This window comes from Bacteroidota bacterium (assembly GCA_016194975.1).
Lineage (GTDB): Bacteria > Bacteroidota > Bacteroidia > Palsa-965 > Palsa-965.
Genome location: JACQAM010000019.1, coordinates 160,362 through 187,345, shown reverse-complemented (window position 1 = coordinate 187,345; position 26,984 = coordinate 160,362). Strand labels below are relative to the sequence as shown.

At 42.4% G+C, this 26,984-nt stretch carries 26 protein-coding genes and 1 tRNA gene; 16 read left to right on the top strand and 11 right to left on the bottom strand.

The genetic code is table 11. The features are described 5' to 3' along the window. The first annotated feature begins 210 nt into the window (after positions 1–210). From HY064_12505 to pckA, 4 genes are all read left to right on the top strand, one after another. On the top strand, positions 211–1,251 hold the full coding sequence (locus tag HY064_12505; GenBank protein MBI3511477.1) for a hypothetical protein: 1,041 nt from the start codon (positions 211–213) through the stop codon (positions 1,249–1,251). 87 nt (positions 1,252–1,338) lie between these two features. Next, on the top strand, positions 1,339–2,352 hold the full coding sequence (locus HY064_12500) for a YncE family protein (GenBank protein ID MBI3511476.1): 1,014 nt from the start codon (positions 1,339–1,341) through the stop codon (positions 2,350–2,352). Positions 2,353–2,640: 288 nt separating this feature from the next. After that, entirely contained in the window at positions 2,641–3,192 is a 552-nt protein-coding gene (locus HY064_12495) for a hypothetical protein (protein ID MBI3511475.1), read from the top strand. A 101-nt stretch (positions 3,193–3,293) separates the two neighbouring features. Then, positions 3,294–4,913 carry a phosphoenolpyruvate carboxykinase (ATP) gene (gene pckA, locus HY064_12490; protein MBI3511474.1) on the top strand — a complete coding sequence of 540 codons (1,620 nt, stop codon included), beginning with the start codon at positions 3,294–3,296 and terminating at the stop codon, positions 4,911–4,913. Between the two features lie 194 nt (positions 4,914–5,107). Here pckA and HY064_12485 read toward each other — a convergent pair whose 3' ends face one another. Continuing rightward, positions 5,108–6,952, bottom strand: coding sequence for a T9SS type A sorting domain-containing protein (locus tag HY064_12485; protein ID MBI3511473.1), 1,845 nt, complete (start codon positions 6,950–6,952; stop codon positions 5,108–5,110). Between the two features lie 173 nt (positions 6,953–7,125). On the opposite strand from HY064_12485, the gene HY064_12480 reads away from it, so the two are divergent. From HY064_12480 to HY064_12460, 5 genes are all read left to right on the top strand, one after another. Continuing rightward, positions 7,126–8,643 (top strand): hypothetical protein, encoded by a 1,518-nt coding sequence (locus HY064_12480; protein MBI3511472.1) that lies wholly within the window; start codon positions 7,126–7,128, stop codon positions 8,641–8,643. A gap of 114 nt (positions 8,644–8,757) precedes the next feature. After that, on the top strand, positions 8,758–8,904 hold the full coding sequence (locus HY064_12475; protein ID MBI3511471.1) for a hypothetical protein: 147 nt from the start codon (positions 8,758–8,760) through the stop codon (positions 8,902–8,904). Positions 8,905–9,059: 155 nt separating this feature from the next. Next, entirely contained in the window at positions 9,060–9,812 is a 753-nt protein-coding gene (locus tag HY064_12470) for an ATP-binding cassette domain-containing protein (protein ID MBI3511470.1), read from the top strand. 72 nt (positions 9,813–9,884) lie between these two features. Continuing rightward, positions 9,885–10,625: an ABC transporter permease gene (locus tag HY064_12465; protein ID MBI3511469.1), complete on the top strand. Its 741-nt coding sequence runs from the start codon at positions 9,885–9,887 to the stop codon at positions 10,623–10,625. Between the two features lie 13 nt (positions 10,626–10,638). Further along, entirely contained in the window at positions 10,639–11,592 is a 954-nt protein-coding gene (locus tag HY064_12460; protein ID MBI3511468.1) for an MCE family protein, read from the top strand. A 70-nt stretch (positions 11,593–11,662) separates the two neighbouring features. Here HY064_12460 and HY064_12455 read toward each other — a convergent pair whose 3' ends face one another. The 4 genes from HY064_12455 to HY064_12440 are packed head-to-tail and all read right to left on the bottom strand — an operon-like array spanning position 11,663 to position 13,331. Next, positions 11,663–12,016, bottom strand: coding sequence for a hypothetical protein (locus HY064_12455; GenBank protein MBI3511467.1), 354 nt, complete (start codon positions 12,014–12,016; stop codon positions 11,663–11,665). Further along, on the bottom strand, positions 12,006–12,515 hold the full coding sequence (locus HY064_12450; protein MBI3511466.1) for an SRPBCC domain-containing protein: 510 nt from the start codon (positions 12,513–12,515) through the stop codon (positions 12,006–12,008). Before HY064_12450 ends, HY064_12455 begins: the two co-directional genes overlap by 11 nt. Positions 12,516–12,550: 35 nt before the next feature. Then, the gene (locus HY064_12445) at positions 12,551–12,991 is read right to left on the bottom strand and encodes an SRPBCC domain-containing protein (protein ID MBI3511465.1); all 441 of its coding nucleotides are present in this window, start codon (positions 12,989–12,991) and stop codon (positions 12,551–12,553) included. Next, positions 12,972–13,331 carry a winged helix-turn-helix transcriptional regulator gene (locus HY064_12440; protein MBI3511464.1) on the bottom strand — a complete coding sequence of 120 codons (360 nt, stop codon included), beginning with the start codon at positions 13,329–13,331 and terminating at the stop codon, positions 12,972–12,974. The genes HY064_12445 and HY064_12440 overlap by 20 nt, the downstream gene beginning before the upstream one ends. Before the next feature lie 141 nt (positions 13,332–13,472). On the opposite strand from HY064_12440, the gene HY064_12435 reads away from it, so the two are divergent. The 4 genes from HY064_12435 to HY064_12420 all read left to right on the top strand — a co-directional run bounded on the left by HY064_12435 (position 13,473) and on the right by HY064_12420 (position 18,465). After that, positions 13,473–13,561, top strand: a tRNA-Ser gene (locus HY064_12435). Between the two features lie 93 nt (positions 13,562–13,654). Continuing rightward, the gene (locus HY064_12430; GenBank protein MBI3511463.1) at positions 13,655–15,526 is read left to right on the top strand and encodes a hypothetical protein; all 1,872 of its coding nucleotides are present in this window, start codon (positions 13,655–13,657) and stop codon (positions 15,524–15,526) included. Positions 15,527–15,539: 13 nt separating this feature from the next. Continuing rightward, positions 15,540–17,060, top strand: a complete 1,521-nt coding sequence (locus HY064_12425; protein MBI3511462.1) for an ABC transporter permease — start codon at positions 15,540–15,542, stop codon at positions 17,058–17,060. 4 nt (positions 17,061–17,064) lie between these two features. Beyond that, positions 17,065–18,465, top strand: a complete 1,401-nt coding sequence (locus HY064_12420) for an ABC transporter permease (GenBank protein MBI3511461.1) — start codon at positions 17,065–17,067, stop codon at positions 18,463–18,465. 99 nt (positions 18,466–18,564) lie between these two features. Here the strand turns inward: HY064_12420 and HY064_12415 are convergent, their stop codons facing one another. Both HY064_12415 and HY064_12410 read right to left on the bottom strand, forming a co-directional pair. Next, positions 18,565–19,413, bottom strand: coding sequence for an alpha/beta fold hydrolase (locus HY064_12415; GenBank protein ID MBI3511460.1), 849 nt, complete (start codon positions 19,411–19,413; stop codon positions 18,565–18,567). A gap of 1 nt (position 19,414) precedes the next feature. Further along, the gene (locus HY064_12410; GenBank protein ID MBI3511459.1) at positions 19,415–20,113 is read right to left on the bottom strand and encodes a hypothetical protein; all 699 of its coding nucleotides are present in this window, start codon (positions 20,111–20,113) and stop codon (positions 19,415–19,417) included. A gap of 62 nt (positions 20,114–20,175) precedes the next feature. Between HY064_12410 and HY064_12405 the strand changes: the two genes are divergently transcribed. Then, on the top strand, positions 20,176–21,450 hold the full coding sequence (locus HY064_12405) for an MFS transporter (GenBank protein ID MBI3511458.1): 1,275 nt from the start codon (positions 20,176–20,178) through the stop codon (positions 21,448–21,450). 93 nt (positions 21,451–21,543) lie between these two features. Here the strand turns inward: HY064_12405 and HY064_12400 are convergent, their stop codons facing one another. Both HY064_12400 and HY064_12395 read right to left on the bottom strand, forming a co-directional pair. Beyond that, positions 21,544–22,674, bottom strand: coding sequence for a hypothetical protein (locus tag HY064_12400; GenBank protein ID MBI3511457.1), 1,131 nt, complete (start codon positions 22,672–22,674; stop codon positions 21,544–21,546). Positions 22,675–22,698: 24 nt separating this feature from the next. After that, positions 22,699–23,268, bottom strand: coding sequence for a hypothetical protein (locus HY064_12395; protein ID MBI3511456.1), 570 nt, complete (start codon positions 23,266–23,268; stop codon positions 22,699–22,701). 208 nt (positions 23,269–23,476) lie between these two features. On the opposite strand from HY064_12395, the gene HY064_12390 reads away from it, so the two are divergent. Beyond that, entirely contained in the window at positions 23,477–24,496 is a 1,020-nt protein-coding gene (locus tag HY064_12390) for a hypothetical protein (GenBank protein ID MBI3511455.1), read from the top strand. Between the two features lie 25 nt (positions 24,497–24,521). Then, on the top strand, positions 24,522–25,277 hold the full coding sequence (locus HY064_12385) for a TIGR02757 family protein (GenBank protein ID MBI3511454.1): 756 nt from the start codon (positions 24,522–24,524) through the stop codon (positions 25,275–25,277). Here HY064_12385 and HY064_12380 read toward each other — a convergent pair whose 3' ends face one another. Both HY064_12380 and HY064_12375 read right to left on the bottom strand, forming a co-directional pair. Then, positions 25,278–26,291, bottom strand: coding sequence for a hypothetical protein (locus tag HY064_12380; GenBank protein ID MBI3511453.1), 1,014 nt, complete (start codon positions 26,289–26,291; stop codon positions 25,278–25,280). It abuts the gene before it with no gap. A 102-nt stretch (positions 26,292–26,393) separates the two neighbouring features. Then, a complete protein-coding gene (locus HY064_12375; protein ID MBI3511452.1) occupies positions 26,394–26,900 on the bottom strand; it encodes a hypothetical protein in 507 nt (168 codons plus the stop codon). Positions 26,901–26,984: the final 84 nt, after the last annotated feature.

Here is a 26,984-nt window from a genome sequence, read left to right as displayed (position 1 = left end):
TAACTTTCCACTGGGCATCGGTTGTATCAGTCGAGTACATTTTTAAGAAGTTTTAGTCGACCTCAAATAAAATGCACAAAAACTTTTGCTTTCGATGCCCCTTATATAATTTTCAACAAATCATTTTTAAACAGTTTCTTAATTTATCTTTAATTAAAATAATGCTGCTAAATAAAAGAAACATTATTTTTCACATTTAAATAAAAAGTAATGAGACAATTCTGGAAAATTCCGAGTTTGATACAGATCGGATTCGCTCACATGCTTGCTGTAATTTTTATCTCCCCGGAGATCATTAAACTGTACGAGAAAATATTCGTGCCGGCTTATGGATATCATTCACCGCCACTCAGCGTTACCGATTGGGTTCTATTTGCGATAGGCCTGCTCCTCTTTGCCTGGTTGCTCTACACTATTTTTCGTCCGGGCGTGCATACCGCCACTTTCAACGGGGTTTCACACGCCGGCGGTTTTATATTTATCAATCGGAGAAGTGTTACTTACGATTTCAGTTCGTCACATCCTTCTTATGTTTTTATCGATATCATCGCCCCTGCGTTTTATTTTTTTCTTTTGCAGTTAGATCTCATCGGCTGGATAGAACGAACCTACGAACACGAGATCAGCATTTGCATAGGATTGGTAATTCCCTTCCTCCGGCTTTTCGGTTGGTATGTACTGCGAATAAAACCAAACAGCGAAGACGATGTTGCTAAAACAGCGTGGAAACCCGTAGCTATACTTTATGGTTTTTTTGTAATGCCGATTTTAATACTATTTCTGATAATCAATTTCAATATGAATCATCAGGAAGCAAAAGGACTGGCGAATCTCACCGTGGTTACTGAAGCGAACTGGAAGGGAAATGAAACTTACAATTTACTTCTAGATTCTGCTTATAATTCAAATGATGGTTATCGGAAAAATGCTACGCGGATCATTCGTTTACGCGTCACGCAAAAAGGTCCGCCAACCATCTGTGCGAGAAAAGATGATTATGATAATATCTGCTGTTCTGTTCTTGCCACGCTGGGAAAAGATGAAGACGTGTTGCTCTATCATTATACTTATAAAACAGAAGACAATCTTTTATACGATAGCACTCAGCATCACCAGGGAAAAATTATTGATGTAACAGGACGGCTCATGCCTATGCCAGACGAAAATCCAACACCGTGGGGAAGCGAATATTGCGGACTGGAGAATTTAAATCCACAGCCAAAATGGGTTCTTGAAATAGAGAATCCGTGAGGACGAAAATTAATTTGAACTTTAAAAAAGCACAACCATTTTTAGAAATACATCTTTCCTGCTTTTAAAATCCAACATGTTTTCCCAATGAAAAAATTTTTTCTCCTCGCAACAACTTTCATCAGCATCACATCATTCGCCCAACTCACGGGCATGCACGTGCTCGACACATTTCACATCAAAAGTGATGGCGGCTGGGATTACATTGCGGTGAATCATGAAATGAATCGCGTGTACGTGTCGCACGGTACACAAGTGAATATTCTCAATGAAACAACCGGCGATTCTGTTGGAATAATTCCGAATACAACCGGCGTGCACGGCATTGCGTGGGATGCAGCGCTCAACAAAGGATTCACAAGTAACGGAAGAATAAATTCGGTCACAGAATTCGATCTGAAAACAAATGCTGTGCTGAAACAAATTCCTGTAGGAGAAAATCCGGATGCGATCCTATTCGACCCGTTTACAAAAATGATCTACACCTGCAACGGAAGAAGCAGCAACATGAGTGTGATCGATCCTGCGAAAGACACAGTGGTCGCAACAATTTCTCTCGATGGAAGACCGGAAACAGCAGTGTGGGACAGCACCGGAAAAATTTATGTGAATCTCGAAGACAAAAGCAGAATCCAGGTGATCGATGCAATGACAAATAAAGTAACAGACACCTGGAAACTCGGTTCAGGAGAATCTCCATCGGGATTGGCGATCGACCGGAAAAAAGGCAGATTATTTTCCGGCTGCGAAAATAAATTGATGATCGTGCTCGATGTAAAATCAGGAAAAATAATTTCTGAAGTTCCCATTGGCGATGGATGCGATGGAACTGCTTTCGATCCCGGAACAGGAAATGCATACAGCTCGAACGGGGAAGGAACATTGACCGTAGTGCATGAAAACGCCGATGGAAAATATTTTGTTACAGAAACAGTGGCCACAAAAAAAGGCGCACGCACACTGAGCGTGGATACTTTTAACCACAAAATATTTTTACCGACTGCAGATCTCGGTGAAATACCCGAGGCGACAAAAGACAACCCTCGTCCCCGTCCGAAAAAAATTCCAGGAACTTTCTGTGTGCTGGTGGTAGGAATATAAAAGAATTTCCAAACTCCAAATTCCAAACTCCAAAAAAGAAATTCTGTTTTAAAGTTTAATTCCCTGAATTTGGGATTTGGGTTTGGGTGCTTGGATTTTGTGTTTTTTTTCACGTGCTGACAACCTGTAAGCGCGAGCGCCAGTCGGGCACAGGCGCGCACGTATGAAAACCCTTCGCCAGTTACTCCTTTATTCGCTCCAATTATACGCTCCCTACTCCCTACTCCCAACTCAGAACTCTTTGGCACACTATTGGAAAGAGTATATTTGAAATCAATAATCTGCCTTATGAAACGCTTACTTTTTTTACTCGTCGTTCCCGTTATTATTTTCAGTTGTCGCCACCAGAAAGCGGCAACTACAAGTACAAATACCGATACCAATATTTATACTTCGCAAACCACGAATACAACTTCTACTATTCAGAACACGAATGATACTACTGTGACGACAACAGTCGTTACTGCATCCACTACAACGAATGTGAGTGCAAACAACGACACAGTGGTAACCACAGTTTCTGCAGGAGGAAATCCGAATCCTGCTGTTGATTCTTCCAGCATTTACCGCATCACGATTCAATTCATCAGCAAAGGAGAAGGAATTGATTCGCAGACTGCGGAAGATTTTGAAAAATGGCTCAACGATTATCCGAAGCATCCGGCGTATGATAAAACGCAGTGGGGGCGCGAAGGCGAAACAAATTACTGCTTGAAACTTCACGAGTTATCAACAAGAGAACAGGATATTTTCGTGAGGGATGTCCGCACCAAATTGGCTGACAAACAGTTAGTGATCGTCAATGAATATGCAGAATGTAAAGGGCGAAAAGTGAACTGATTCCCATTGGGAGATTCTGTAAATTTGCCGCGAATTCTTGATCATTAACTAACCTGCGCTGAGGGGGATAAAACTTTTTCGGCGCATAAACTTTTTTTCAAATGAAAGAATACGGTCCAAAAGGCAAAAACAATTCTCTTCCCGCTCTTGGAATTACAAATGCAAAAACAATTTACTGGAATCAAACACCGCAACAATTGGTGGATGCGACGTTGAATGCAAAGCAGGGATCGCTTTGTGACACGGGCGCGATCGCTGTCGATACCGGCGAATTTACCGGCCGCTCGCCGAAAGATAAATTCTGTGTGGCGGATGCCATCACTGAAAATTCTGTCTGGTGGGGCGACATCAATATTAAATTCACTCCCGAAAAATTTGACGCACTTCATAAACGCGTGACGGATTATCTCGCAGAAAAAGAAATATGGGTGCGCGATTCCTATGCTTGTGCCGATCCGGAATATCGTTTAAACATTCGCGTGATCACAGAATATGCGTGGTCGAATCTATTTGCGAATAATCTTTTTCTCCGCCCGGCTGAAAATGAAATAGAAAATTTCAAACCCGACTGGCACATCATCTGCGCACCGGGATTCAAAGCCGATCCGAAAATTGACGGAACACGCCAGCATAATTTTGCCATTCTCAATCTCACGAAAAAAATAATTCTCATTGGAGGAACGGGCTACACCGGTGAGATCAAAAAAGGAATTTTTACTCTGCTGAATTATATTCTTCCGCACGAAAAAGGAGTGCTTTCCATGCATTGCTCGGCTAATGAAGGAGTGAATGGCGATACTGCAATTTTCTTCGGACTTTCAGGAACGGGCAAAACAACTTTGTCGGCCGATCCGAAAAGAAAACTCATCGGTGATGATGAACACGGCTGGAGCGAGAAAACGGTTTTCAATTTCGAAGGCGGTTGTTATGCGAAATGTATCGATCTGTCAAAAGAAAAAGAACCGGAAATATGGGATGCAATAAAAACAGGAGCGCTCCTCGAAAATATTGAATTCCTTCCCGGCACGAACACCGTTGATTTTTCGAGCACGAAAAAAACAGAGAACACGCGCGTTGCTTACCCGATCCATCACATTGCAAATGCAAAAGAGCCATCGATAGGATCCGCACCAAAAAATATTTTCTTTCTTACGGCAGATGCTTTCGGTGTGCTCCCTCCTATTTCAAAACTGAATACGGCACAGGCGATGTACAATTTCATTTCGGGTTACACAGCGAAAGTTGCTGGAACTGAAATGGGAATTACAGAACCGCAAACTACTTTCTCCGCTTGTTTCGGAAAAGCTTTTCTTCCTTTGCATCCGGGAAAATATGCGGAGCTGCTCGGAAAAAAATTAAAAGCAAATCCGGATATCAATGTGTGGCTCGTGAATACCGGATGGACCGGCGGAGCTTATGGCGTTGGTTCGCGCATCAAACTTTCTTACACGCGCGCACTCATCACAGCCGCACTTGAGGGAAAACTTGCGAATACAGAATTTCAATCTTTGCCGGTTTTCAATCTTTCTTATCCGAAATCGTGTCCGAATGTTCCAACAGAAATTCTTAATCCGCGCGACACGTGGAAAGATAAAGCAGCGTACGATGCCACTGCAAATAAACTCGCGGCACAGTTCGTAAAAAATTTCGAGCAATACGCTTCCGGAGTTTCAAAAGAAATTTTAGATGCCGCGCCGAAAGCGCAGATGGTGAATGCATAGTCAGCCTTCGACAAGCTCAGTCTGACAAGTGTCGTACAAACAATTTTGAATTGAAAAGTGAAAGAGCCACTCAGAGATGGGAGGATTTTTTCTTGCAGATGCTGACGGAACATGCTGTTGATTCAGAATGTGCTCAACACAGTATTTAATAGCAATATTGTTCCGGAAATATTTTAATTAACGGAACAGCTCACTCATTTCTCCACCACAAATTTTGTTTTGAAGATCTTCTCATTCTCCGTTATGCGGATGAAATAAATTCCCTCCTGCAATGCTGGATCGTTAATGGAAATAATTTTCTGGCCGGCAGGAATATTTTTTGTTTCGGAATACACCACTTGCCCCTGCAGATCATAAATTTCCACGAGCGCTTCTCCTCCACACAGCATTCCCATTTCGATCGAAAAATTTCCAGTCGATGGATCAGGGAAAATACTCAGGGAATTCTCCGCGGGAATATTTTCATTGAAGCCAAGAGGCACTGCCTGGCAACTATCAATGTAATCTGTGAGCGCCTGGTATTTCAGCGAAGTTGTTTCATAAATATTGCTGAGGGCACCCATCGTACCCACTCCCGCGAGCGCGAAGTGCATGAAGAGTGTTGCGTTCGTAGTATCACGCAATTTCTGAAACCAGGTTTGATAAAACGTAAACATCGCCGGGTCATTCTGTACCGCATAGATCGGGGTAGTCGCACACGGAGCTCCACCGGCATGAACATCCTGGCCGCCTTCATAAAAGATGAGCGGTATTCCGTATGAAAGAGATGTTTGTGTCGCACTTACAAGCATCGGGTAGTAAGAAACCATTCTGCTCTGTGTGATGGAAATAATATCAGGCACCGTTGCATTCGGACAATAATTATTAATGAGATTGGTATAGTCGGTCTGTATCCATTTGAAATAAGCATCCACCGAGATCGCATCTGCGCCACTTCCATTTGCAAGAAGGTAATTCATAATATCAGAAACTTCTGTAGTGTTTTGGGTGAGCCTTCCCGCAGCTACGCGCACGACACGAGTCGACATTGCGCTGCCGAAAACAGACGACCATATAGAAAAAATATTTTGCAGGAAAGAAGCTGTTTTCTGTGAGTGATTCGCGCCGGTTCCGTTTGTCTGGATGTAATTATAATTATTGACTGACAAGATCTGGTTCCAGCATTCATTGGAATATTCGAGATAAATTTTCAGGCCTGGATCAAGATTATCGCGGAACAATGTCGCAAGCTGTGTGATGTAATTATTGTCGGCCTTCGTCGGAATATTCATCCAGCAATCTTTTCCCTCGCTGTTACAAAGTTGTATCGCATATTCCCAGGCAACACCGAGTGTATCAAGTCCGCCCGTGGATCCCTGCGTATAAAAACCGGGCAATCTCCTGTTCTGCCATTGAACTTCAGTATTCGTGTTGTTATTGTTCCAATCCATAAAACGTAACGTGGTGAACGGAGCGATCTTCCCGGTAAATACGGTGTTGAAGGGTTGCGTAGAATAAGTGAATTCAGTTCCCGGCATAAGTACGCGGACATTATGAACCGGATCGGTTACCAATGAAGTAACAATCTTCAGATAAATGCCGGTGCTGTTCGGCGTTACATTAATTTCAATTCTTCCTGCATTGTTATTATTGACCACATAAATCGAAGAACCGGCAAAACGAAAAGTTCCTGTTCCGTCGTAGAGCACCACATAATTTCCGGCAGGATAATATCCATTAATTCCACTTACCATTTTTGTAAAAAGAGTTCTTGGTAATCCGCCAACGTTAACCGGAAGTTGCAACGGGTAACCATTCGCGTCGAGTGGAATTGAACTCAGTTCATTCGTATTTGTGCCGATCGGAAATCCTGCAGTGTCCTGGGTAGACCACACATCACAGGTTTTCATCAGGTCGGCGAATGGTTGCTGAACATCAGTAAAACTGAGCGCAGTAAGATTCATTCCCAGTTTCATCCTGCAGGTATCAATTGTCGCTTGTGCATCGAGATAACTTACAACGATTGCGAACAAAATCGTGATCACGTGTGTTTTTTTCATGGAGCAGGTTTGAATTTGTTGTACACGAAACTAATTCATTAGGTTTCAAATCGCATGCTCTATTTCGAACATATTAAAGGTTTCTAAATGTATTATTCATAATAATATATTTATATTTACCAATGTAAACTTTCACTTATTTCTTAATTATTTGAAGTATTCTAACATCGAATATGAGATCTTCCACAGACCTGTTTGACCTTGTAAGAGCGCTACGCAAAAGCGAAAAACGTTATTTTAAACTGAATGCCCGGTTTCATTCGGGGGAAAAATCATACCTGAAATTATTTGACGCAATAGAAAAACAAAGACAATACGATGAGCCGGCATTGCTCAGAAAATTTTCGGGAGAACGTTTCACTGCTAATTTTTCAGTCGCAAAAAAATATTTATTCGACCAACTCATTAAATCGCTCTTGTCCTATGGCTCCTATAAAGACACCGATTCCGATCATTCGGAACTGATCGAGATATACAAAATTCTTGAGTACAAGGGATTGTCAACGCTCGCGCTGAGGTACCTTGACAAAGCGAAGATCGCAGCTTCCGCAGATGAAGGATTCCTCAAACTTTATTATGTGCTTACCAAAGAATACATCGCATTGGCTTATTCTTCAAGTGATGCTTCTATGGGCCGGATCGACGAACTCATCGGAAAAAGAAAAAAAGTGCTGATGCAGATCGAGAATTATTCTTCCGTTGCCGATATTCTTTACAGGCAAAGAAATTTTCTGAGAAAAAGGCGATATTGCCGGACAAAAAAAGAAAAAGATGAGCTGCGGAAAATAGTCTCACCTCTTTTCAAAAAAAAAGAAAAACTTATGCTTTCCGTTACTGCGCGCGGACTTTTCAATACCGCGATCTGCGAATACTACAACGCCACGGGCAGCCCGTTGAAAGCGATCCGGCATTCCGGAAATTATCTGCAGCTGAATAAAAAATATTCGCCTGACCGGATCGAGATCCAAACGATCAATGAACTGAGTACACATCTGCTCCTGTGCCTGCGTAACCGTTTCTTCAGGAATTACAAGGAGCACCTGGAAGATTTCTACCATAAGATGGTCAACCTGAAAAATACCAATCGCTTCGTGCTGATGTATGAGAAGTGGCTGCTCTTCGAGATCGGGTATCATAACAGTACAGGTGATTTCGAAAAAGGAAAACAGCTTTTGCTCCGGGAAAAAAATAATTTCAACCACTTCGAGCGATGGATGACCAAACAGGGAAAAATGAGTTTATATTATGCGTTGGCTTATAATTCATTCGGGATGGGTGAATATAAAAGTGCGTTGAAATGGTTGAACGGAATTCTCAATGACAACAGTACGATGATCGAAGAATTCGGTTTCGCCAGAATACTTTCCATTCTTATTTATTATGACCTGGGAAATACCGGCTTGCTTGAATCTTCTGTTCGCTCAACTTACCGTTTCCTGTTGTCGAGGGAGCGATTGTATAAATCGGAAAAACTTATTCTTGATTTTATCCGCCGGTATAAGACCATTCACAACAGGAAGATCCTCCGGATAAAATTTTCAGAACTGAAAATGAACCTTGAAAAAAATTTCAGGAATCCGGCAGAGAGAAGCATTCTGTATTATTGTGATTTCCCGGCGTGGCTGCAAAGTAAAATTGAAGCAAAACCTTTCATCGATTTTGCAGCAAGGTATTCACCGGATAAAAAATAATAGTGTGAAGCGCAGGCCTGCTTAGCAGACCGGGATCGTCGAGCTAACCGGAAATTATTTTCTACAGCGAAAGTTCAACGGTGTAAACTTTTGTGCTGATCTCATGCGATCTCCATGAAATTCTTTTCTCTGCCCGCAGCGTACGATGCCACTGCAAATAAACTCGCGGCGCAGTTCGTGAAAAATTTCGAGCAATACGCTTCCGGAGCTTCAAAAGAAATTCTCGATGCCGCGCCGAAAGCTGCGATGGTGAATGCGTGAGTGAATTTTTAATTCTCATTAAGAAGAGCCGGTTTTGAGACCGGCTTTTCCCTTTTTTATATGATGCATGCTTCCCCTACAGCTAATCTTTGTCATCTTCTTCCACCCTCCTTTGATTTTTCTTTACGGGTATATTTCATCCGAAACCGAATGCGATGAACAATGTTGTTGCGGAAAAAAAAGAAAATGTCATCAGCATTTCCGGCCTGTGCAAATCATTCGGAGATCGCCTTGTATTGGATCATTTTTCAATGGATGTACACGAAGGCGAGAACCTCGTCGTACTTGGCAAATCGGGATCAGGAAAATCGGTTCTGATAAAATGCATCATCGGGCTCATGCGGCCTGACTCCGGCAATCTTTTAGTTTTCAATGAAAATATTTCAAGAATGAAACCGGATGCGCTTGACCGGATACGTGTGCAGGTAGGATTTCTTTTTCAGAGTAATGCATTGTACGATTCCATGTCCGTAAGGGAAAATCTTGAATTCCCCCTGCGTCGTCATGGAAAAGATAAAACGAGAAAAGAGATTACTGAACTCGTGAAGGAAGCGCTGGAAAATGTGGGGCTGCTCGACGCGATCGATATGATGCCCGCAGAATTATCGGGTGGAATGAAAAAAAGAATTGCTCTCGCACGCACACTAATACTGAAACCGAAAATAATTCTTTACGATGAACCCACTACAGGGCTTGACCCGGTTACCGGAAAAGAAATTTGCCATCTCATTGTGGAGGTGCAGAAAAAATACAATGCCAGTTCCATTATCATTTCGCACGACATCAATTGCGTGAAAATTACTTCGAACCGTGTAGTGGTTCTCATTGACGGAAAATGCTACACGAGTGGCACGTTTGAAAAACTTTCCGAATCGGGGGATCCGAATATCAGCCAGTTCTTCTATTGAAAAAAAATGGAAAGGCAAATTCATCCGGAAGAAAAAATAAAAAACAATGGCCCTGCCAGGTTCAGCGAAGCCATGTTCACTGCTGCCGGACAAACGAAATTCCTGTTCCGCTATTTCAAAGAACTTTTTATTCCGCCATTTGAATGGAATGAAACATTCAACCAATCATTCGCAGTTATTTTCAAATCGTTCATTCCATCCGGCATCACCGCATTTGTAATGGGAATCGTAATCGTTCTTCAATCGCGCCCGTCGCTCGTAGAATTTGGTGCAGGAGCTTACATTCCTTCCATGGCCGCAGCAACGATCATCCGCGAAGTAGGCCCGCTCATCACCGCTCTCATCTGCGCGGGCAACATCGGTTCAGGAATCAGCGCTGAACTCGGATCGATGAAGATCACCGAGCAGATTGATGCGATGGAAGTTTCCGGGGCAAATCCATTTAAATTTCTTGTCGTCACGCGCGTAACTGCATGCACACTCATGATTCCCATTCTCGTGATCTATGCAGATGGAATTTCATTGTTGGGCGCTTACACAGGAGCGAACATAAAAGGTGAAAGCAGTATTTATCTTTTTTTCGACCAGATAATCGAGAAATTAAAATTCAATGATGTTTTTCCTGCGTTGATAAAATCTGTTCTGTTCGGATTCACGATCGGCATGGTGAGTTGTTACCAGGGATTCAATTCGCAGAATGGAACTGTGGGAGTCGGCAAAGCCACGAATGCAGCGGTGCTTTCTTCCCTGCTTTTCATCATCATCATTGATATGGTGGTTGTGCAAATTGCAAACATATTCAACATACTCTGAAATAAAAATGAAAATGAATAAATACCTGAAGCGCAAACTCTGGCTCGGAATTATTGTGACGCTGAGCATAAGTTTTTTTATTGTCGGCATTTTTTTCATTGGGAGAAAAGAAGAGATCTATGTTCCCACATTTCATGTGAATGCAGTCTTTGAAAATGTGAACGGGTTAAGGGAAGGTGATTTTGTAAGATATGCCGGTGCAAAAGTCGGGGTGGTGGATAAGATCACATTTGTGAATGATACGACGATCAACGTAGAGATGAAAATAGAAAAACGCATGCAGCAATTCATCATGAAAGACGATATCGCTTACATAGCGACCGAAGGCCTTGTCGGAAATAAATTACTGAACATCAGCGCCAGAAAAAAAAGCAGGCAGGCGATAAGCGACGGAGATATCCTTCAAACTATTGAACCTTTCGATTCCGAATCGATCATTGCGCAATTACTGAATACGAGTGATAATGCCGCAATCATCACAGCAAATCTTGCTTCCATTACGGGAAAAATGAAAGCTGACAAAGGAATTTTCGAATCGCTGGTTAGCGATACCGACGCACGCGCCGATGTGCAGCAGATTATTGCGAATGTAAAAACGACGAGTGTGAGATTGAGTGATCTTTCCTCGCACTTTGAAAATCTAACCGAGAACCTTAATGTCAGCGGCGGTGTTGCAGGAGCGCTCTTCAACGATACATCGCTGGTGAATGAACTGCGGAGTACCATGAATGATTTGCAGAAAAGCAGCGCCTATGTATCAGAAATCAGCAAGCGTTTCTCGGAGAATACAATACCGGGCGCACCGAATACATTTTCATTATTGATGAATGATACCGCTTTTGCAAATGATCTTCATCAAAGCGTAACAAACCTGAAAACAAGCACACAGAAACTTGATCAGAATATGGACGCGCTGAAACATTCTATTTTGTTGCGGAGATATTTTAGAAAACCGGAACAGAAATAAAAAAATGCGATTGAAAATGGAACTGAAGAAAGTCGCTAACTGTTCGTCGTCTCACACCAGGCCATAATGCTCAATGAGAATGTATTTTTTGCATAAATCCCGCCAAAGCATCCTCCAAACCATTGTTCTTTTCCAGAATCCTAAGCCATTCAACAAACTCTTTTCTATCCGATAATTTATGCTCAGTCCAAAGCATATTCTCATCCAAAATCGGGCTATCGTTTAACTCGGCTAAGGCGATGATCAAAGCGGCTGCCAATGCATGCTTGATTGGATCATTGTTTGCTGCCCGAATCGTTACAGATCCCCACCATCCTTCTTCATCAGGATCTTCATAACCTGGAATCGGGCTTATATAGGTAAAAGTCAATTCAACAATACCGTCTGGATCTTCTTTAAGATTTAGAGGCTGTTTAAATTTCATCCTTCTGTTTTGTTATGCGCACTTTCAACAACTCATCAAGATTCTGATGTGCTGCGCTGAATCCCTGCTCAAAGCCCATTTCAACAATTGCCTGCAGATCTTGTTCGCTTGCAAAAGTAATTTCAACTTCAACTTTTGTCCCTGTATCAGTGCCCATGAATTTCACACTCCAATCCATCACCGGGAAAGCCGGATTTTTATTTCCATTCTCATCGCAGAAGTAATCGGTAGCAGAAAAATATTTAGCTGGAACGACCTTTTTGTAATCTGCTTTTGACCAATGCTTGCTTCCGTCAGGTCCGATCATGCAATAAAGCCAGGACCCGCCTTCTTTAAAATCCATTTTTTTTGTTTCCGCTTTCCACGGTTTAGGCGCCCACCATTCGTCAAGAATATTACTATCCGTCCATGCTTTCCAAACTAATTCAATTGGAGCGGAAAATTCTCTCGTCACCATCATTTTTTTGTTGCCCGGGTCTTTTGAGAAAATAGTTTTCATGTTTTTTTTTATAAATAGTCTGTTTGTTATTTCATTTATTTTTTCTCCGAAAATTCTTTCAACGCTGTACCAATGATATGTGTCCATCCCACCGAGAAATTTCCTTTTGCGAAATCCGGATTGCCGGCAGGAAAAGTTTCAAGTCCGCGATGGGTGAGTACAACCCTGGTTTTATTTCCCACTGCGAAAAGTTCAAATGTGACAAATGAATTTCCTTCATAACCATCATACCTCCAGCTATACGTGAGTTTCTTTTCCGGGATCACTTCAGTGACAACGCAGATATGGAGATATTGTTTTTCCGGGCTCGGTCCGCCAACGAATCGGAATTCAAAACCAACCTCTGCCCTGAATTCAGGAAGACTGAAGTACCAATGCTTCATTTCGTCCTTGTCCGTGATCGCTTTCCATACTTTCTTCAAAGGTGCGTCGTAGGTTCGCTCAATGATGAACGGCTCATTTTTTTCTTTTTCCATTTTTTTTGATTTTATTTTTACTTTTTGGTCCCGATTGAATTTTTTTAAGGTAATCCCCCAAAGCATCCAGTTTGGTTGTCCATATTTTCCGGTATTGCTCTACCCAGTCGGAAACTTCATTCAGTTTGTGCGGGTTCGACTCGCAAAATCTTTCCCTTCCCTGCTGTCTGACCACAATGAGCCCGCATTCCGTAAGTATTCTTATGTGTTTCGATATTGCCGGCCGGCTTATTTTAAAATTGTCGGCAACTTCATTGATGTTCACATGCCTCCTGGCGACCAGTTTAATAATCTCTCTTCTCGTTGGATCGGCGATGGCCTGAAAAACATCTCTTCTCATTAAATGTGTTATTAATATGTAACCATTCGGTTACAAATATAGGAAAAAGAGGATAGCAAATGCACAGGTAAAGCAATCTGCCGGTTAAAATCCGTATAGCCGAATATTTTTAACTTTGTCGCCTTAAATGAAGGCCTTCCCGGAGAGGTGGGTGAGAGGCCGAAACCAATAGTTTGCTAAACTGTCGTACGGGTCAAACCGTACCGAGGGTTCGAATCCCTCCCTCTCCGCAAAGAATCAAAAACAAAATGCCGCGAACAAAGCGGCATTTTTCATTATGAAAGCTATATTTGTAAATAAGCTCTTCCTGAAATTATTCTACTATGAAATTCTTTTTACCATCGATTATTTTTATGGCGCTTATTTTTTCCTGCAGCGATTCATCGCAGGGAAAATTCAAAAATACCGACAGCACCGGAACAACAAAATTAGATACCAACCTGAAATTTCTGAAAGAACCTCCGGTGACAAAGTGGGATCCATCATGGTCTACCGACAATGTGCTGGTCTATCACTGGAAATCGGCGCCGAGCGGATTGCACCCTACCAATGATCTTTCACTGAGTTCAACACGCGTGATCATGGAATACACGCAGCGATTCATGATCGGCCCCGACATGGAAAATCTGGTGGTTCGACCCGACCTCTGCAAAACACTTCCTTCTCCTTCTGCCGATCTTCTCACGTGGACGTATGAATTGCGCGATGAACCGATGTGGGACGATGGTACACAACTTTCTGTTGACGATGTTATTTTCACACTCAAGGCATGGGAATGTCCGCTCACGAATAATGAATATGCAAAATCATCGATCGATAATCTTAAAGATGTAAAACAGGATCCATCGAACCCGAGAAAATTTATTCTCACCATGAAAGGCCCCTACGTTCAGAATGAAGATTTCATGCTCGACATTCCGATGATGGAAAAAAAAATAATGGATCCGGGAAATGTATTGGCGAAATATTCGCTCGATCAGTTTTACAATCCGGCATTTGTGAATGAGAAACATGTTGATCTCGATAGTTGGGCGAAAGAATTCAACGATCAGAAATACGGAAGACAACTCGACCTGATCAACGGGCTCGGCGCTTACAAAGTCACAGCGTGGGACGACATGCAGGGAATTGTTCTCTCAAGAAAAACAAATCACTGGACCTCGAAGCTGGTCAAGCCCGATATGTACAATGTCAGTTATCCTGAAAAAATAATTTTTAAAGTCAATCTCGATGATGCGGCAATCGGGCAGGAATTGCTTCAGCAAACTATCGACGCTTCTTCGTGGGTGAGTACACTTGGTCTCGCAGAATTACAAAAAGACAGTTCCTTCAATAAAAATTATTATTCTGCTTTTGTCCAGAATTTCGATTACGAATTTCTGGGAATGAATGAAAAACCGGAAGCGGTGAATCGTCCGCCGTTCTTTACAGACATTCGCGTGCGTAAAGCCATCGCATTAGTCACACCGGTGGAAGAACTGAATAAAAATTATTTTATCGGGAAAGGATTCCGCATGACGAGTATGGTTTCACCGATCAAGCGTGATGTATTTGATAAAACTTTGCCACTGATTCAGTACAACCTCGATTCCGCAAAAAAATTACTTGACGAGGCAGGTTGGAAAGACACAGACGGAGATAATATCCGCGACAAAATGATCGATGGAAAAAAAGTGCAGTTTGTTTGTGAATGTCTTATTGCCACAGGGCCGGTTTATCAGCAGATCGCAAATGACATTGCTGCTGCCATGTATCCTGCAGGAATAAAAGTGACAGCTCGTGCGCAGGAACTTCCCGTATTGCAGCAAACTGTTACTGCTCACCAGTTCGATCTTTATCTCGGCGCGTGGCAAAGCACATTTCTTCCTGAAGATTACAAACAGATCTGGCACACGAGTTCTTATTCGAATGGCGGATCGAATTTCTGCGGATTCGGGAATGCAGCTTCCGACGCACTCATCGATTCTATTCGTGTTACGCTGGATGCATCAAAAAGAATTCCGATGGAAAAACGATTACAGAAAATAATTTACGACGATCAACCGTATGTTTTTATGTTTTCCACACTGAGAAAAGTGGTGGTGCACCGTCGTTTCGATCACGGTGATATTTATTTTGAAAAGCCCGGCCTTTATCTCAGTAATCTCCGCGCAATGGCGCCCGGAAAACTTTCGGAAATGACAACGATCAACTGAGTTTCTTTTCCCGATGCTGAAATATATTCTCAAACGGCTCGCGATCTTCATTCCTACTTTATTTGCAATTTCCGTTCTTGCATTTGCGATCAGCGTAAATTCTCCCGGCGATCCTGTCGAAATTTTTTATTCAGGCGCGAAAGGCGGCAATGGCGAAGGTGCGAATGCGCAGAATCAATCCATGATCCGCGGCAAACAGCAACTTCGCCACCAGCTCGGACTCGATCTTCCTGTTTTTTATTTCACACTCACTTCTTACGCTTACCCCGACACACTCTATAAGATTTCAGATCCACAAACTAAAGAAACACTCGATCGTCTCATCAGCGAATACGGAAACTGGAACGAGATCAGTCTGTGGTATCACTCACTTCTTGAAATGAAAAAGAGGATGATGAATATTATTCCTGATTCTATTTCGTGCTCCACATTGGGAAAAGAAATTGCTGAAAAAAATATCGACGATGCACAGCAGGAGATCAACGCACTTTTTCTCAGTTATGAAGAAGTAGTGATCCAAAGCAAATTCGACAAGTTGCAGAAATTGATGCGGAGTGAAAAACAACTCGGCCGGCACAGCGCTCTTGTTGTCCTCGATGAACCGCTTACGCAATGCAGAAATATTTTTGCTTCCGTGAAAAATAATTCCACCTCCTGGAAAACATGGATTCCCGCACTACATTTCTACGGTTACAATCAATATCACCGCTGGTTGCTCGGCGATGGAAATCCATTCACAGGAAATGGTGCCGTAAATACAAAAGGAGTTGTGCGCGGAGATTTCGGACGTTCGTGTTTTGAGAAATTACCTGTATCTGAAATAATCGGCGATGCACTTCCATGGTCGTTGTTCTTTACGTTAACTTCAGTTCTTCTCGCGTACCTCGTGAGTATTCCGGCGGGCGTGCGGGCGGCGGCCAGGCGCGGTGGAATTTTCGACCGCGGATCTTCTATTATTTTTTTCATGCTTTATTCGCTTCCGGTTTTTTTTCTTGCCACTTTACTCATGATCACATTTGCAAATCCGCATGTGTTTGATATTTTTCCAGCGCATGGCGTAATGCCCGGGCACGGTTACCCGGATGGAATTTCACTCTGGGGAAAAATAAAACTCTCGCTTCCGTACATCATTCTTCCGCTCATTTGTTACACGTACAGTTCACTTGCATTTCTCAGCCGCACCATGCGCGTTTCCATGCTCGAAGTAATTTCACAGGATTACATGCGCACGGCAAATGCAAAAGGCCTCTCTTATTTTCGCGTCATTTACAAACACGGAATGAGAAATGCTTTGCTTCCGATCATCACCATCTTCTCCAATATTTTTCCCATCGCTGTCGGAGGTTCTGTCATCATTGAAGTGATCTTCGGCATTCCCGGTATGGGACAGAAGATTTTCGATGCGATCGGTTCAAGAGATTACACCATGATTGTAGCGGTGTTCACACTTTCCGGTTTCATGACACTCGTCGGATATTTAGTCGCTGATATTCTTTACGCGGTTGCTGATCCGAGAATTTCTTATTCGAAATAATCCGATGGCAGAAGAAAAAATAAGTGAAACGCATTCGGTGGAACGGTCGGTGATCGTTACGCAGGAAACCGCTGTTTCAGGCGAAGCGGATTTTTCATTCAGGAAATATGCATGGAAACAATTCAAAAAAAATAAGCCGGCATACATTTCACTTTACATTCTTGGATTTCTCGCGCTCGTATCTATACTTGCGCCTGTACTTGCGAACGAGCGGCCGCTTTACATGAAATACAAAGGGCAGACATTTTACCCGGCATTTTCTTTCAAAAATAAATATTCGATCACAGATCCGAAGAATGGAAAGACAGAAGAACTTCAACTCGACATCACGAACTGGAAACGCCTCGATCTCGAATCGGTGATATGGGCTCCTGTTCCGTGGTCACCGCATCAACTGGAGCCGGATAAACCCAACCGGAAATTTGTCGGGCCGAACGATCCGCAGAAATTCATTGACAAAAATGGCGATACTCTTTACATGCCGCCGCGTTTCAAACATATCATGGGAACAAATCACGATGGAGATGATGTGCTCGCTGGAATTATTCATGGCGGAAGAATTTCATTGAGCATCGGTTTTCTCTCCATGGGAATTGCTGCTCTTCTCGGACTTTTTCTTGGCGCAATCGCAGGTTACTTCGGTAACAATGGTTACCAGGTAGCACGTGCAAGATTCTGGCTGGTGATCCTTTCAATTCCTTTTGCTTACTTCTTTGCATTCGGCAGAAGAATTTTCATTCTCAAAGATGCAATGGCGGAATCCGGTTTCACTTTTCTTTTTCAATTGATCTTCAGCATTTTTATTTTTTCACTCGTCATCGCAATATTTTCTTTTCTCGGAAAACTGATCAGCAAAGGAAAATTTCTTTCGAAACAGGTTACAGTGCCCGTCGATTCGTATGTTTCCCGTTCCATCGAAATACTGAATTCCATTCCTACGCTTATTCTTATTCTCTCACTTTCCACATTAGTGAAAGAACGCTCCATCGTTTATGTAATGGTGATCATCGGGCTCACCTCGTGGACAGGAATAGCGCGATTCACGAGAGCAGAATTTCTGCGCATCAGGAGTCTTGAATATATCCAGGCCGCGCAAGCCATGGGATTCACCAACAAACGAATTATAATTCGTCACGCGCTTGTGAATGGAATGGCGCCTGCCATGATCTCTATCGCATTCGGAGTCGCGGGTGCCATACTTATTGAATCGAGTTTATCTTTTCTGCACATTGGCGTTCCCGATGATTGTGTGACATGGGGAAAATTACTGAGTGAAGGAAAAGAAAATTTCAATGCGTGGTGGATGATCGTTTATCCCGGGCTCGCAATTTTTCTCGTAGTAACAATTTACAATTTGATCGGTGAAGGATTGCGTGATGCACTGGATCCAAAATTGAAGAAGTGAGGAACGCGGCAACAGAATGCTGAAATTGCGGATTTACTGAACGTGTATTTTTTGAACATTTATTTTCCACATACCTTAATTTTCTGCATTCCGATCCCTTCAAAGATTCTCCCGAAAAAAATTTATCGTCACTTGCAAAGCTGCCTTTGTTTCTTCCGGCAGCGTTGGAATTTCCCACGGATGCCTTCCGCCGAAAGTATGATTCGCATTTTCGATCAGCTCCAGCTGGGAGAACATATTCCACGAATGAAGTAATTCTGCTTCCTGCACCGGAACAGTTTCATCTTTTTTTCCATGAACGATCAATTGCGGGATTAAAAGTTTTTCCACCGCCGACTTAATATCGAGCTTTTCTCTGTTCGCATAAAAATCCTCGCGGAGAATGATCTTCTGCGGCATATCCTGCCCGGTTCTTGAGTTGTGTTGAAATACAACACCATTTTTCAGCCACTCTTCCAGGTTCGGAGGATTCACACGCGGTTCAAAATCACTCACGCCTGCCCATGTGCATACGGCGCGTATGCGGTCTTCATTTTTCGCAGCGAGTAAAGCGATCCCTCCTCCCCTGCTGTGCCCGAGCAAACCGATGCGGCAAGGATCGATCTGCGAATGAAATCCTGTTCTCCACCACAGATCTTCGATCACAACAGAAATATCTTTCACTTCCTGCGAGTAGGTATTGCGCGAGAACGCATCAAGATCAACAAATTCTTCAGGATGTTCCGGTGTTGTTCCATTCATGGAAAAATTGAAACGTACCGCAGCAAATCCCGATCGTGTGAAATGTTCCGCTATCAGTGGAAAATGTCCCCAGTCTTTAAAACCTTTCAAGCCATGAAGAAAAATAATTACCGGAACAGGGCGGACTCCTTTCGGTGGAAAATGAAAATCTACCGCAATAGGCGGATGATCGTCGTGGTGAATGATATCACTGATCACTTTATTCATTTCACTTCATTAAAATATTTTCATGTTTGCAGAGTTCTGCCTGGCCAATGCAATATTCCATTCTCCTTAAATTATCATTAACAAATTTGAATTTCACTTCCACTTTCGAATAATCATAGTCTTTGTAATACTGTTCATCTTTTTTCTGCGGATGATAAGTAAGCACGAGCGTGTCACTCTTCATTTCCTGTTTCATTTTCTGATCGGTGTACACATTAAGCAAATACGACTTCGGCATGCCAAGATAAATTCCGTGGCCGGTAACAAATTTTTTTTTCCCGATGAACTCCGGCCTTTCCCCGAAGATCGGTACAGGAAGATCATCTGTTTTCTGAAGCACAATGGAAAACGGGATCTCAAAAGTTTTTTTATCGATCACCCACACCTGCATCCACTCCGATTTATCGGAAGAGAAACAAAGTGTGACTGCAGTAGAATCATTTACCTTGTGTAAACTTGCCCCATGACGCAGGAGATATTTCCCGAATGAAGTACGGCTGCCGATAACAAGCGAATCGAACAACGTGTCAGGAATGAAAGGATAAACTGCACCTGTGCCGTTCATTATTTCTTTTGCAAGCGGATCTTTTTTCTTCGATGCAGAATCGAATGCAGAATCGTCGTTAGCGGGAGTAAAAAATCCTTCCGTTCCGCAGGAAGAAAGAATACAAACGAAGACAACAGAAAAAATAATTCTCATGATGAGTGAACATGACAAACTTAATCAAAAGGAAAGTATGGTAACTTTGAGAATACGAACCGCTGGTGTCTTACGAAAAAAATAATGATCCCTGGGCTTCGCTGAAGATCCGCGATTTTGCCCTTTATCTTTCAGCAAGATTTTTTCTTACGCTTGGCGTGCAGATACAGGGTGTAGTGGTTGGCATCCAGGTTTACAAAATTTCGCCGGGCTCTACCACAGACAAAGCACTCAGTATGGGATTCATCGGACTTGCAGAAGCGATCCCATTCATTGGCCTCGCAATTTTTGCCGGGCACGTTGCCGATATCATAAAGAGAAAAAGGATTATTCTGTTCAGCACTGCATTTCTCCTTCTCGCATCCTGGTGTTTGTTTTATATTTCATTTGATAAAAATCTTTTACTGCATCTTGGCCTTGCTCCGATCTATGGAATAATTTTTTGCACGGGAATAGCGCGAGGATTTCTCGGCCCTGTTTTTCCTGCTTTCCAGTCACAACTTGTTCCGCGTGCACTCTACGCGAACGCGAGTACCTGGAACAGTAATCTCTGGCAGACTGCAGCGGTGCTTGGCCCGGCGATCGGCGGCTTGCTCATGGGATTCATCTCTATTCGTTTTTCTTATGGCGTAAGTTCATCGCTGATGACGATCTGTTTTGTGCTGATGTGTTTTGTCAAAGATCATCCGCTTCCATTGCGTGAACAAAAAGAAAAATTTTTTAAAAGTCTCACGGCGGGATTTCGTTTTGTGTTCACGAATCAGGTTATGCTCGCGGCTTTATCACTCGATCTCTTTGCGGTTCTTTTCGGCGGAGCAGTTGCCCTCATCCCGATCTTCACGCATGAAATTCTCAAACTCGGTGACAAAGCCGACATCGCGGTGGGATTCCTGCGCGCCGCACCCGCCATCGGTTCCATTCTCACGGGATTGCTGCTTGCTTATTTTCCGCCGACAAAAAAAGCCGGAAGGAATTTATTTTTCTCCGTTACGTGTTTCGGATTGTGCATTATTGGTTTCGCATTTTCCACACATTTCATTCTGAGTTTTATTCTTTTATTGTTGAGCGGATCGTTTGACATGGTAAGCGTGATCATCCGCCACACAATATTACAACTCACTACACCCGACAATATGCGCGGAAGAGTTTCGGCCGTAAACGGAATTTTCATTGGCTCTTCAAACGAGATCGGTGAAATGGAATCGGGTGTTGCTGCGAAGATGATGGGACTCATTCCTTCCGTTGTTTTCGGCGGATGCATGACGATCGTGGTTGTTGCAATTATTTTTCTCTCTGCACCGAAATTGAGAAAACTGAATCTTGATAAATTAGTTTGAAATCAATCCAATAAAAATCCCGGTAGCAAACACTATCGGGACCGAAAAGCAACAAGGGCTTTTCCTGACCAGCGCCGGGGTTACGCGCCTACTTTAAACCATTTTTCTTCCGCGCGAATTGTAACCGAAAGAAATTCCGAATCTCCATCCTCCTCTTCCTGGAATTGCAAAAAAGTTCACCGGTATATTCAGATTTCCGCTGCGGAAAGTTTTTCCGAATGCAAAAACAAAATTCGATCCGAGCGAAGGAGTGCCGCGGCTGTCGAGTCGCTGAAAAAATGCCGGTGCCGTTTTATTAATATTCGCCGTATCATTCTGCCATTGCGTTCTCGTTATCCAATTGTGTTCGGGATCGTAATAACCATAATCGCGCTTGTAAACATTGAACGTGGGGCCGAATGCAAATTCCCACCCGTGTTTGTTTGCACGCAATCCGTTCATGATCGTAAAACTTGGAATGAATAATCCCTGGTCGAGTCCGGTTACCATAGGAACAAATTCAAACAGCGCCTGGAAATCTCCGGCTGCAAGATATTGCGCCTCGAACTGGTAACCGAATTGAAACATGAGCGGGAACGCGCTGTAACCTCCCTGCGAGCGCGGTGATGCAAGTACGCGCGCGGTTTCGCTCGTAAAAAAAGTTCCTCCCATTCTCGGCCCGGAAAGATTTATTTTTTCCGTAACAGGATTCCGTGCACGCGCATCATAACTGTCGGGTTTCATCAATTGCGTGATCACATTCGGATCGACCGGCTTATTGAAAAGTTCACGGATCATCACGGCGGTCATCGTCTGCAATTCATTCGGCAGATTTAAAAATTCAGTGACCTGCGTCCGCTCGATACTTTCTGTTTGCACATTAATGAATCGCATCGTGTAAATGATCACATCCCCGATCTGCTCCACACTTCCTGTAAGAATTTTATCTGCGCCGAGAACTTTGCCTACTTCCACGAGACAGATCTTGCCGTAACAATCGCCGATCTTGAGATTATTTTTCTGAACAAGATAATTCACATCATAGCGATCCATCACATCAAACGTGTCGAGTTTTTCCAGTTCTACACGAACCAGGTTTCCCATTTGTTCCGGAGCATACACGATTCCTTTCGTGTCGATGTTGAGTACGATCACTTTTTCTTTCACATTATCCGCAGAAATTTTTCCGAACGGATAAATAAAAAGCAGGAGTAGCAACAAGCTGTTACGGATTTGTGTTTTCATTGGCGATTGGTTTAGGTTTGATTATTAGTTTTGATTTTCTTTTTTTCTTTTTTTCCGGATGGCCATCAATTTCAAAGCCGCTGGTAAAATAAATCCGGATCCGAACAAAGCGAGGTACGACAGAAAAATGAAAATGAAATTCAACACAGACATCAGTACAGATAAACGGAACAACATTCCCCACATGGAATCATCCTGCTGCTTTACTCCGTTATTTAAATTCTTTTTTAACGGATCGGAATTTTTCTGTGCGAATGGCGCATTTCCTTTCACACCATCATCTCTCATTTCTTTTTTCCTGCGCACGGTAACACTCATATCCCTGAACTGCGAATTCTGCACAACTATCATTTGTTTTCCGGAAGCAGGTATAGCACGCGGGCGCACGGGAGGTTTTACAACAAGAAAATTTTTTCTCTCCACGGTGGAATCATTTCCATTTTTTCTTTCGCCCGCCATTTTCATGTAATACCCATTCGAGTAATGACATTTCTCGATCGTCACCGGCAGGTTGCAGGAATAAAAACCGGTCATTGTAATAATGATGCACAATACAACTGCACTGCGTTTCATTTTCTGAACGATGGCTTTCATAAGAATTGGTCTTGGTGTTGAGATCAAAACTATCATGACTATCACATGGACTAAAACGGGGAATCGCGGCACAACTCCTGCTTGTTGCAATAAGAATTAAAAAGGCATTTATAATTAGGAAAGCCCATGCTTTTTTGCGATTATTGCAAATAGTAATTTAATTTTAGTATTTTCCGCAACAAATAACCCCTCACAACTGCTCCCAAAAATGGCCAAACAGGAATTCACCGTCCAGTCTCAATTCATCAAAAAGTTAAAAGAAACCGTTTCTTCCAATACTTCGCTGGTAGATGAAATGGCAGATCTTCTGAGTGTGAGTACCGACAGCGCTTACCGGAGAATTCGCGGCGAGACAGCGCTTACTATTGATGAAGTGACAAAACTTTGTACCCATTATCGTATTCCTTTTGACTTCGTGGGCAAGCCGGAAAAATCTTTCGGCAGTACAGTTACATTTCATTACCACCATCTCTCCGATGATCTCGAAAATTTTCGTGGCTATCTCATGAATATTCTGAACGACATGAAACGGATAAAAGCGGCGGACCAGAAGGAAATTATTTTTTCCGGTGTAGATATTCCGATATTTCATCACTTCGGATTTCTGAATCTTTCTGCATTCAAACTTTTCTACTGGACAAAATCCATTCTGAACGTGTCGCAGTATGAAGGAAAAAAATTCGACATCACTGCAATTCCAACAGAGCTGAAAGATTTCATCGCTGAGATCTATTCGCTTTACCTTGAGATTCCTTCTATCGAGATCTGGTCGGAAGACACGATCAACAGCACGCTCAAGCAGGTGGAGTATTATTGGGAATCGGGATTATTCAAACACAAAGAAGATGCATTGCTGGTGCTGGAAGATATCAGGAGCATGATAGGCGGAATTGAAAAACAAGCTGCAGCAAGTACAAAATTCCGAGGAGAAGTTCCGCCAGCGGGAAGTACAGAAAATTATCTCCTCTACCTTTCTGATCTCATGATCGGGAACAATTGCATTCTTGTAACGATGAATAATAACAAAGTGACTTACCTCACGCATAATACTTTCAATTCCATGGCCACACTCAGTCCGTCTTTCTCTGAAGAATCGGAACGATGGCTGAGAAACCTGATCAAAAAATCGAATCTCATTTCGGGCGTTTCTGAAAAACAACGTTTCCGTTTTTTCAGGATGATGAATGACAAGATTGATCGCGTGGAAGAGAATGTGAACAAGGGTTGAATTATTTTTTTTTGAATTTTTTCTGATGAATCCTGCGGAGCTGAAAGATTTTCTCGATGCAAAAGTGCTGCAGTACAACTGCGAGTCGTTCATCAAAAATGACCCGATCTCCATCCCGCATTTATTTTCAAAAAAAGAAGACGTGGAGATCGCAGGATTTTTTACAGCAACCATTTCCTGGGGACAACGCCCCGTTATTGTCCGCAATGCAAAAAAATTAATGGAACTGATGGATATGGATCCTTTCCGGTTCACCATGAATTCTTCCGCCAAAGAAATGAAACGGCTTGGCCAATTCACGCATCGTACTTTCAACTGCACCGATGCACAATTTTTTATTCTTGCTTTGAGAAATATTTACCGGAAGCACGGCGGGCTTGAAAATTGTTTCCGGAAAAAAAACAGGAAAGAAGCAATTATTCATTTCCGGAATATTTTTTTCAGCGTAAAGCATCCTTCACGTTCTGAAAAACATATTTCTGATCCGGGAAAAAATTCTTCTGCCAAAAGGATCAATATGTTTTTGCGATGGATGGTGCGAAAAGATAAAACCGGAGTCGATTTCGGAATATGGAAAAATATTTCTCCTGCGCACCTGTGTGTGCCGCTCGATGTGCATGTGGGCAATACCGCGCGCGCGCTCGGGTTACTCACGCGCAAGCAGAACGACTGGAAATCGGTGGAAGAATTGACGGCAAAGCTGCGCGAATTTGATCCGAAAGACCCGGTGAAATATGATTTTGCTCTTTTTGGATTGGGGATCAATGAAAATTTTTCCTGATCAATGATCAATGATCTCGAATGAATCGAGAACTTTCCTGAGTTCTTCCCAAACTTCAATAGCATAATGCGACTCCGGAGACCACTGAATCTGCAGCATATAAATACGCTCATCCGTTTCAATGAATTTATAAGCACGGTAAATATTAAAATCCTGAAGCAGGCCATTCACATTGACTTTGATGAATGTCGCTCTGGTAATCATTATTATTGAATTTTCATTGTGAAATGAACGAAGCTCATCAATAGGTTCAATTGTTATCGACATCACAAATTTCATGAAGTTTGGAAGGATCTTGGATTCATCGTTCACATATTCAATTAATTTTTTATCAAAGACAGCAACGATCGCTCCAATTGTAAATGATAATTTTAATTCCAAGGACTCTCCCCGTACCAGTAATACCCTTGCCTGGCGAATTTCATCCGGAGTCATTTCACGTTTCTCTTCCTTGAGATAATTCTTCTTCTCCTTATCTAAAAGGTATTCTACTTCCTTCATCGTAGATTCATCGGTGAATTCCAGTACCACATCATCTCCAAACTGGAAAATGATAAATTGAGATTCCCAATACATTCTGCTGTATTGATGTTGCGACTTGTTTTGCGATTCAAGTTGTGCAATGTTTTCTTTCGTAGCCATTCCGAATTTTATCATATACTCAGCATAGCTCATGTATTGTTGTTTTTTCCATCCTCTTTCAGCCGGCCTGTAAAGTATGAATGAATTTCTTTCTTCTTTGAAATTCTGAACCAGCCTTTCCTTCTTTGAAATATCCATTTTAGCAATTGTCAGTCTATTATCTTCTGTAAGTCTGACTGACCCCAACTCTTTTGCCTTTAACTTTCTCTCCCCTGCCCTGTCGATCAATATTCCGATTATAGAAATCGGGATGATCACCACCATTCCAATCGGGTAAACGCAATAGTAGGATTTATCGGTTGGCGTGATGATCATTCCCACGCAGAACAAAAGAAAAAAAACAAGAACACCGAGTGCAATCAGTTTCTGCATATTCGAAATAGAATCGATGATGTTCTTCACCGATCTGAGCGCACGCAGAATGAAATTCAATTTGGGGTCGTCTTTTTCATTTCCCATATCGGAAAATATTTTTTATTTATTTTTTGTCATTTCAAATTCCTGATCGCTGAAAGGATTTGATTCCGGAATTTTTATTTCATTGAATTCAAACTTTGCATTATGATGGCAATCATTACAGGTAGCGGTCATGTTCGTGTAACTTCTTTCAAAAAGAGGTTCGTCATTCCTGTTAATTGCATCACTCACACTGTCGAGATCAGGAAGGATGATGGATGCAAGTTTGGTTTCCGGCCGGTCGGTTTCATAAGCAGCAATATCTTCGAACGATTCTATGATCTCGTGTATCTCGAAATCAGCCAGCGGCCAGTTTTTATTTTTTCCGGCAAACCAGAGTTTGATGTGATGCGTTTGAATATTACTCATCAGTTCACCAAAGCCGGGTTTGTAAAATTTTTCCGAATTTTTTTCAAGCGAATCTACACGCGTTGCAAGTTCATTCACTTTGTAATTGTCCTGCGGATGATCGCACGCAAAAAAAGCAACGGTAAATAGAATACCGGCAAAAAGAAAATATTTCATGGCAGGAATTTGCGGATAACTGAAATCAAATATAGTTTTTCCTTTTATTTCATTATAAAATATTCTCCGTTTCCAGAAATCTAT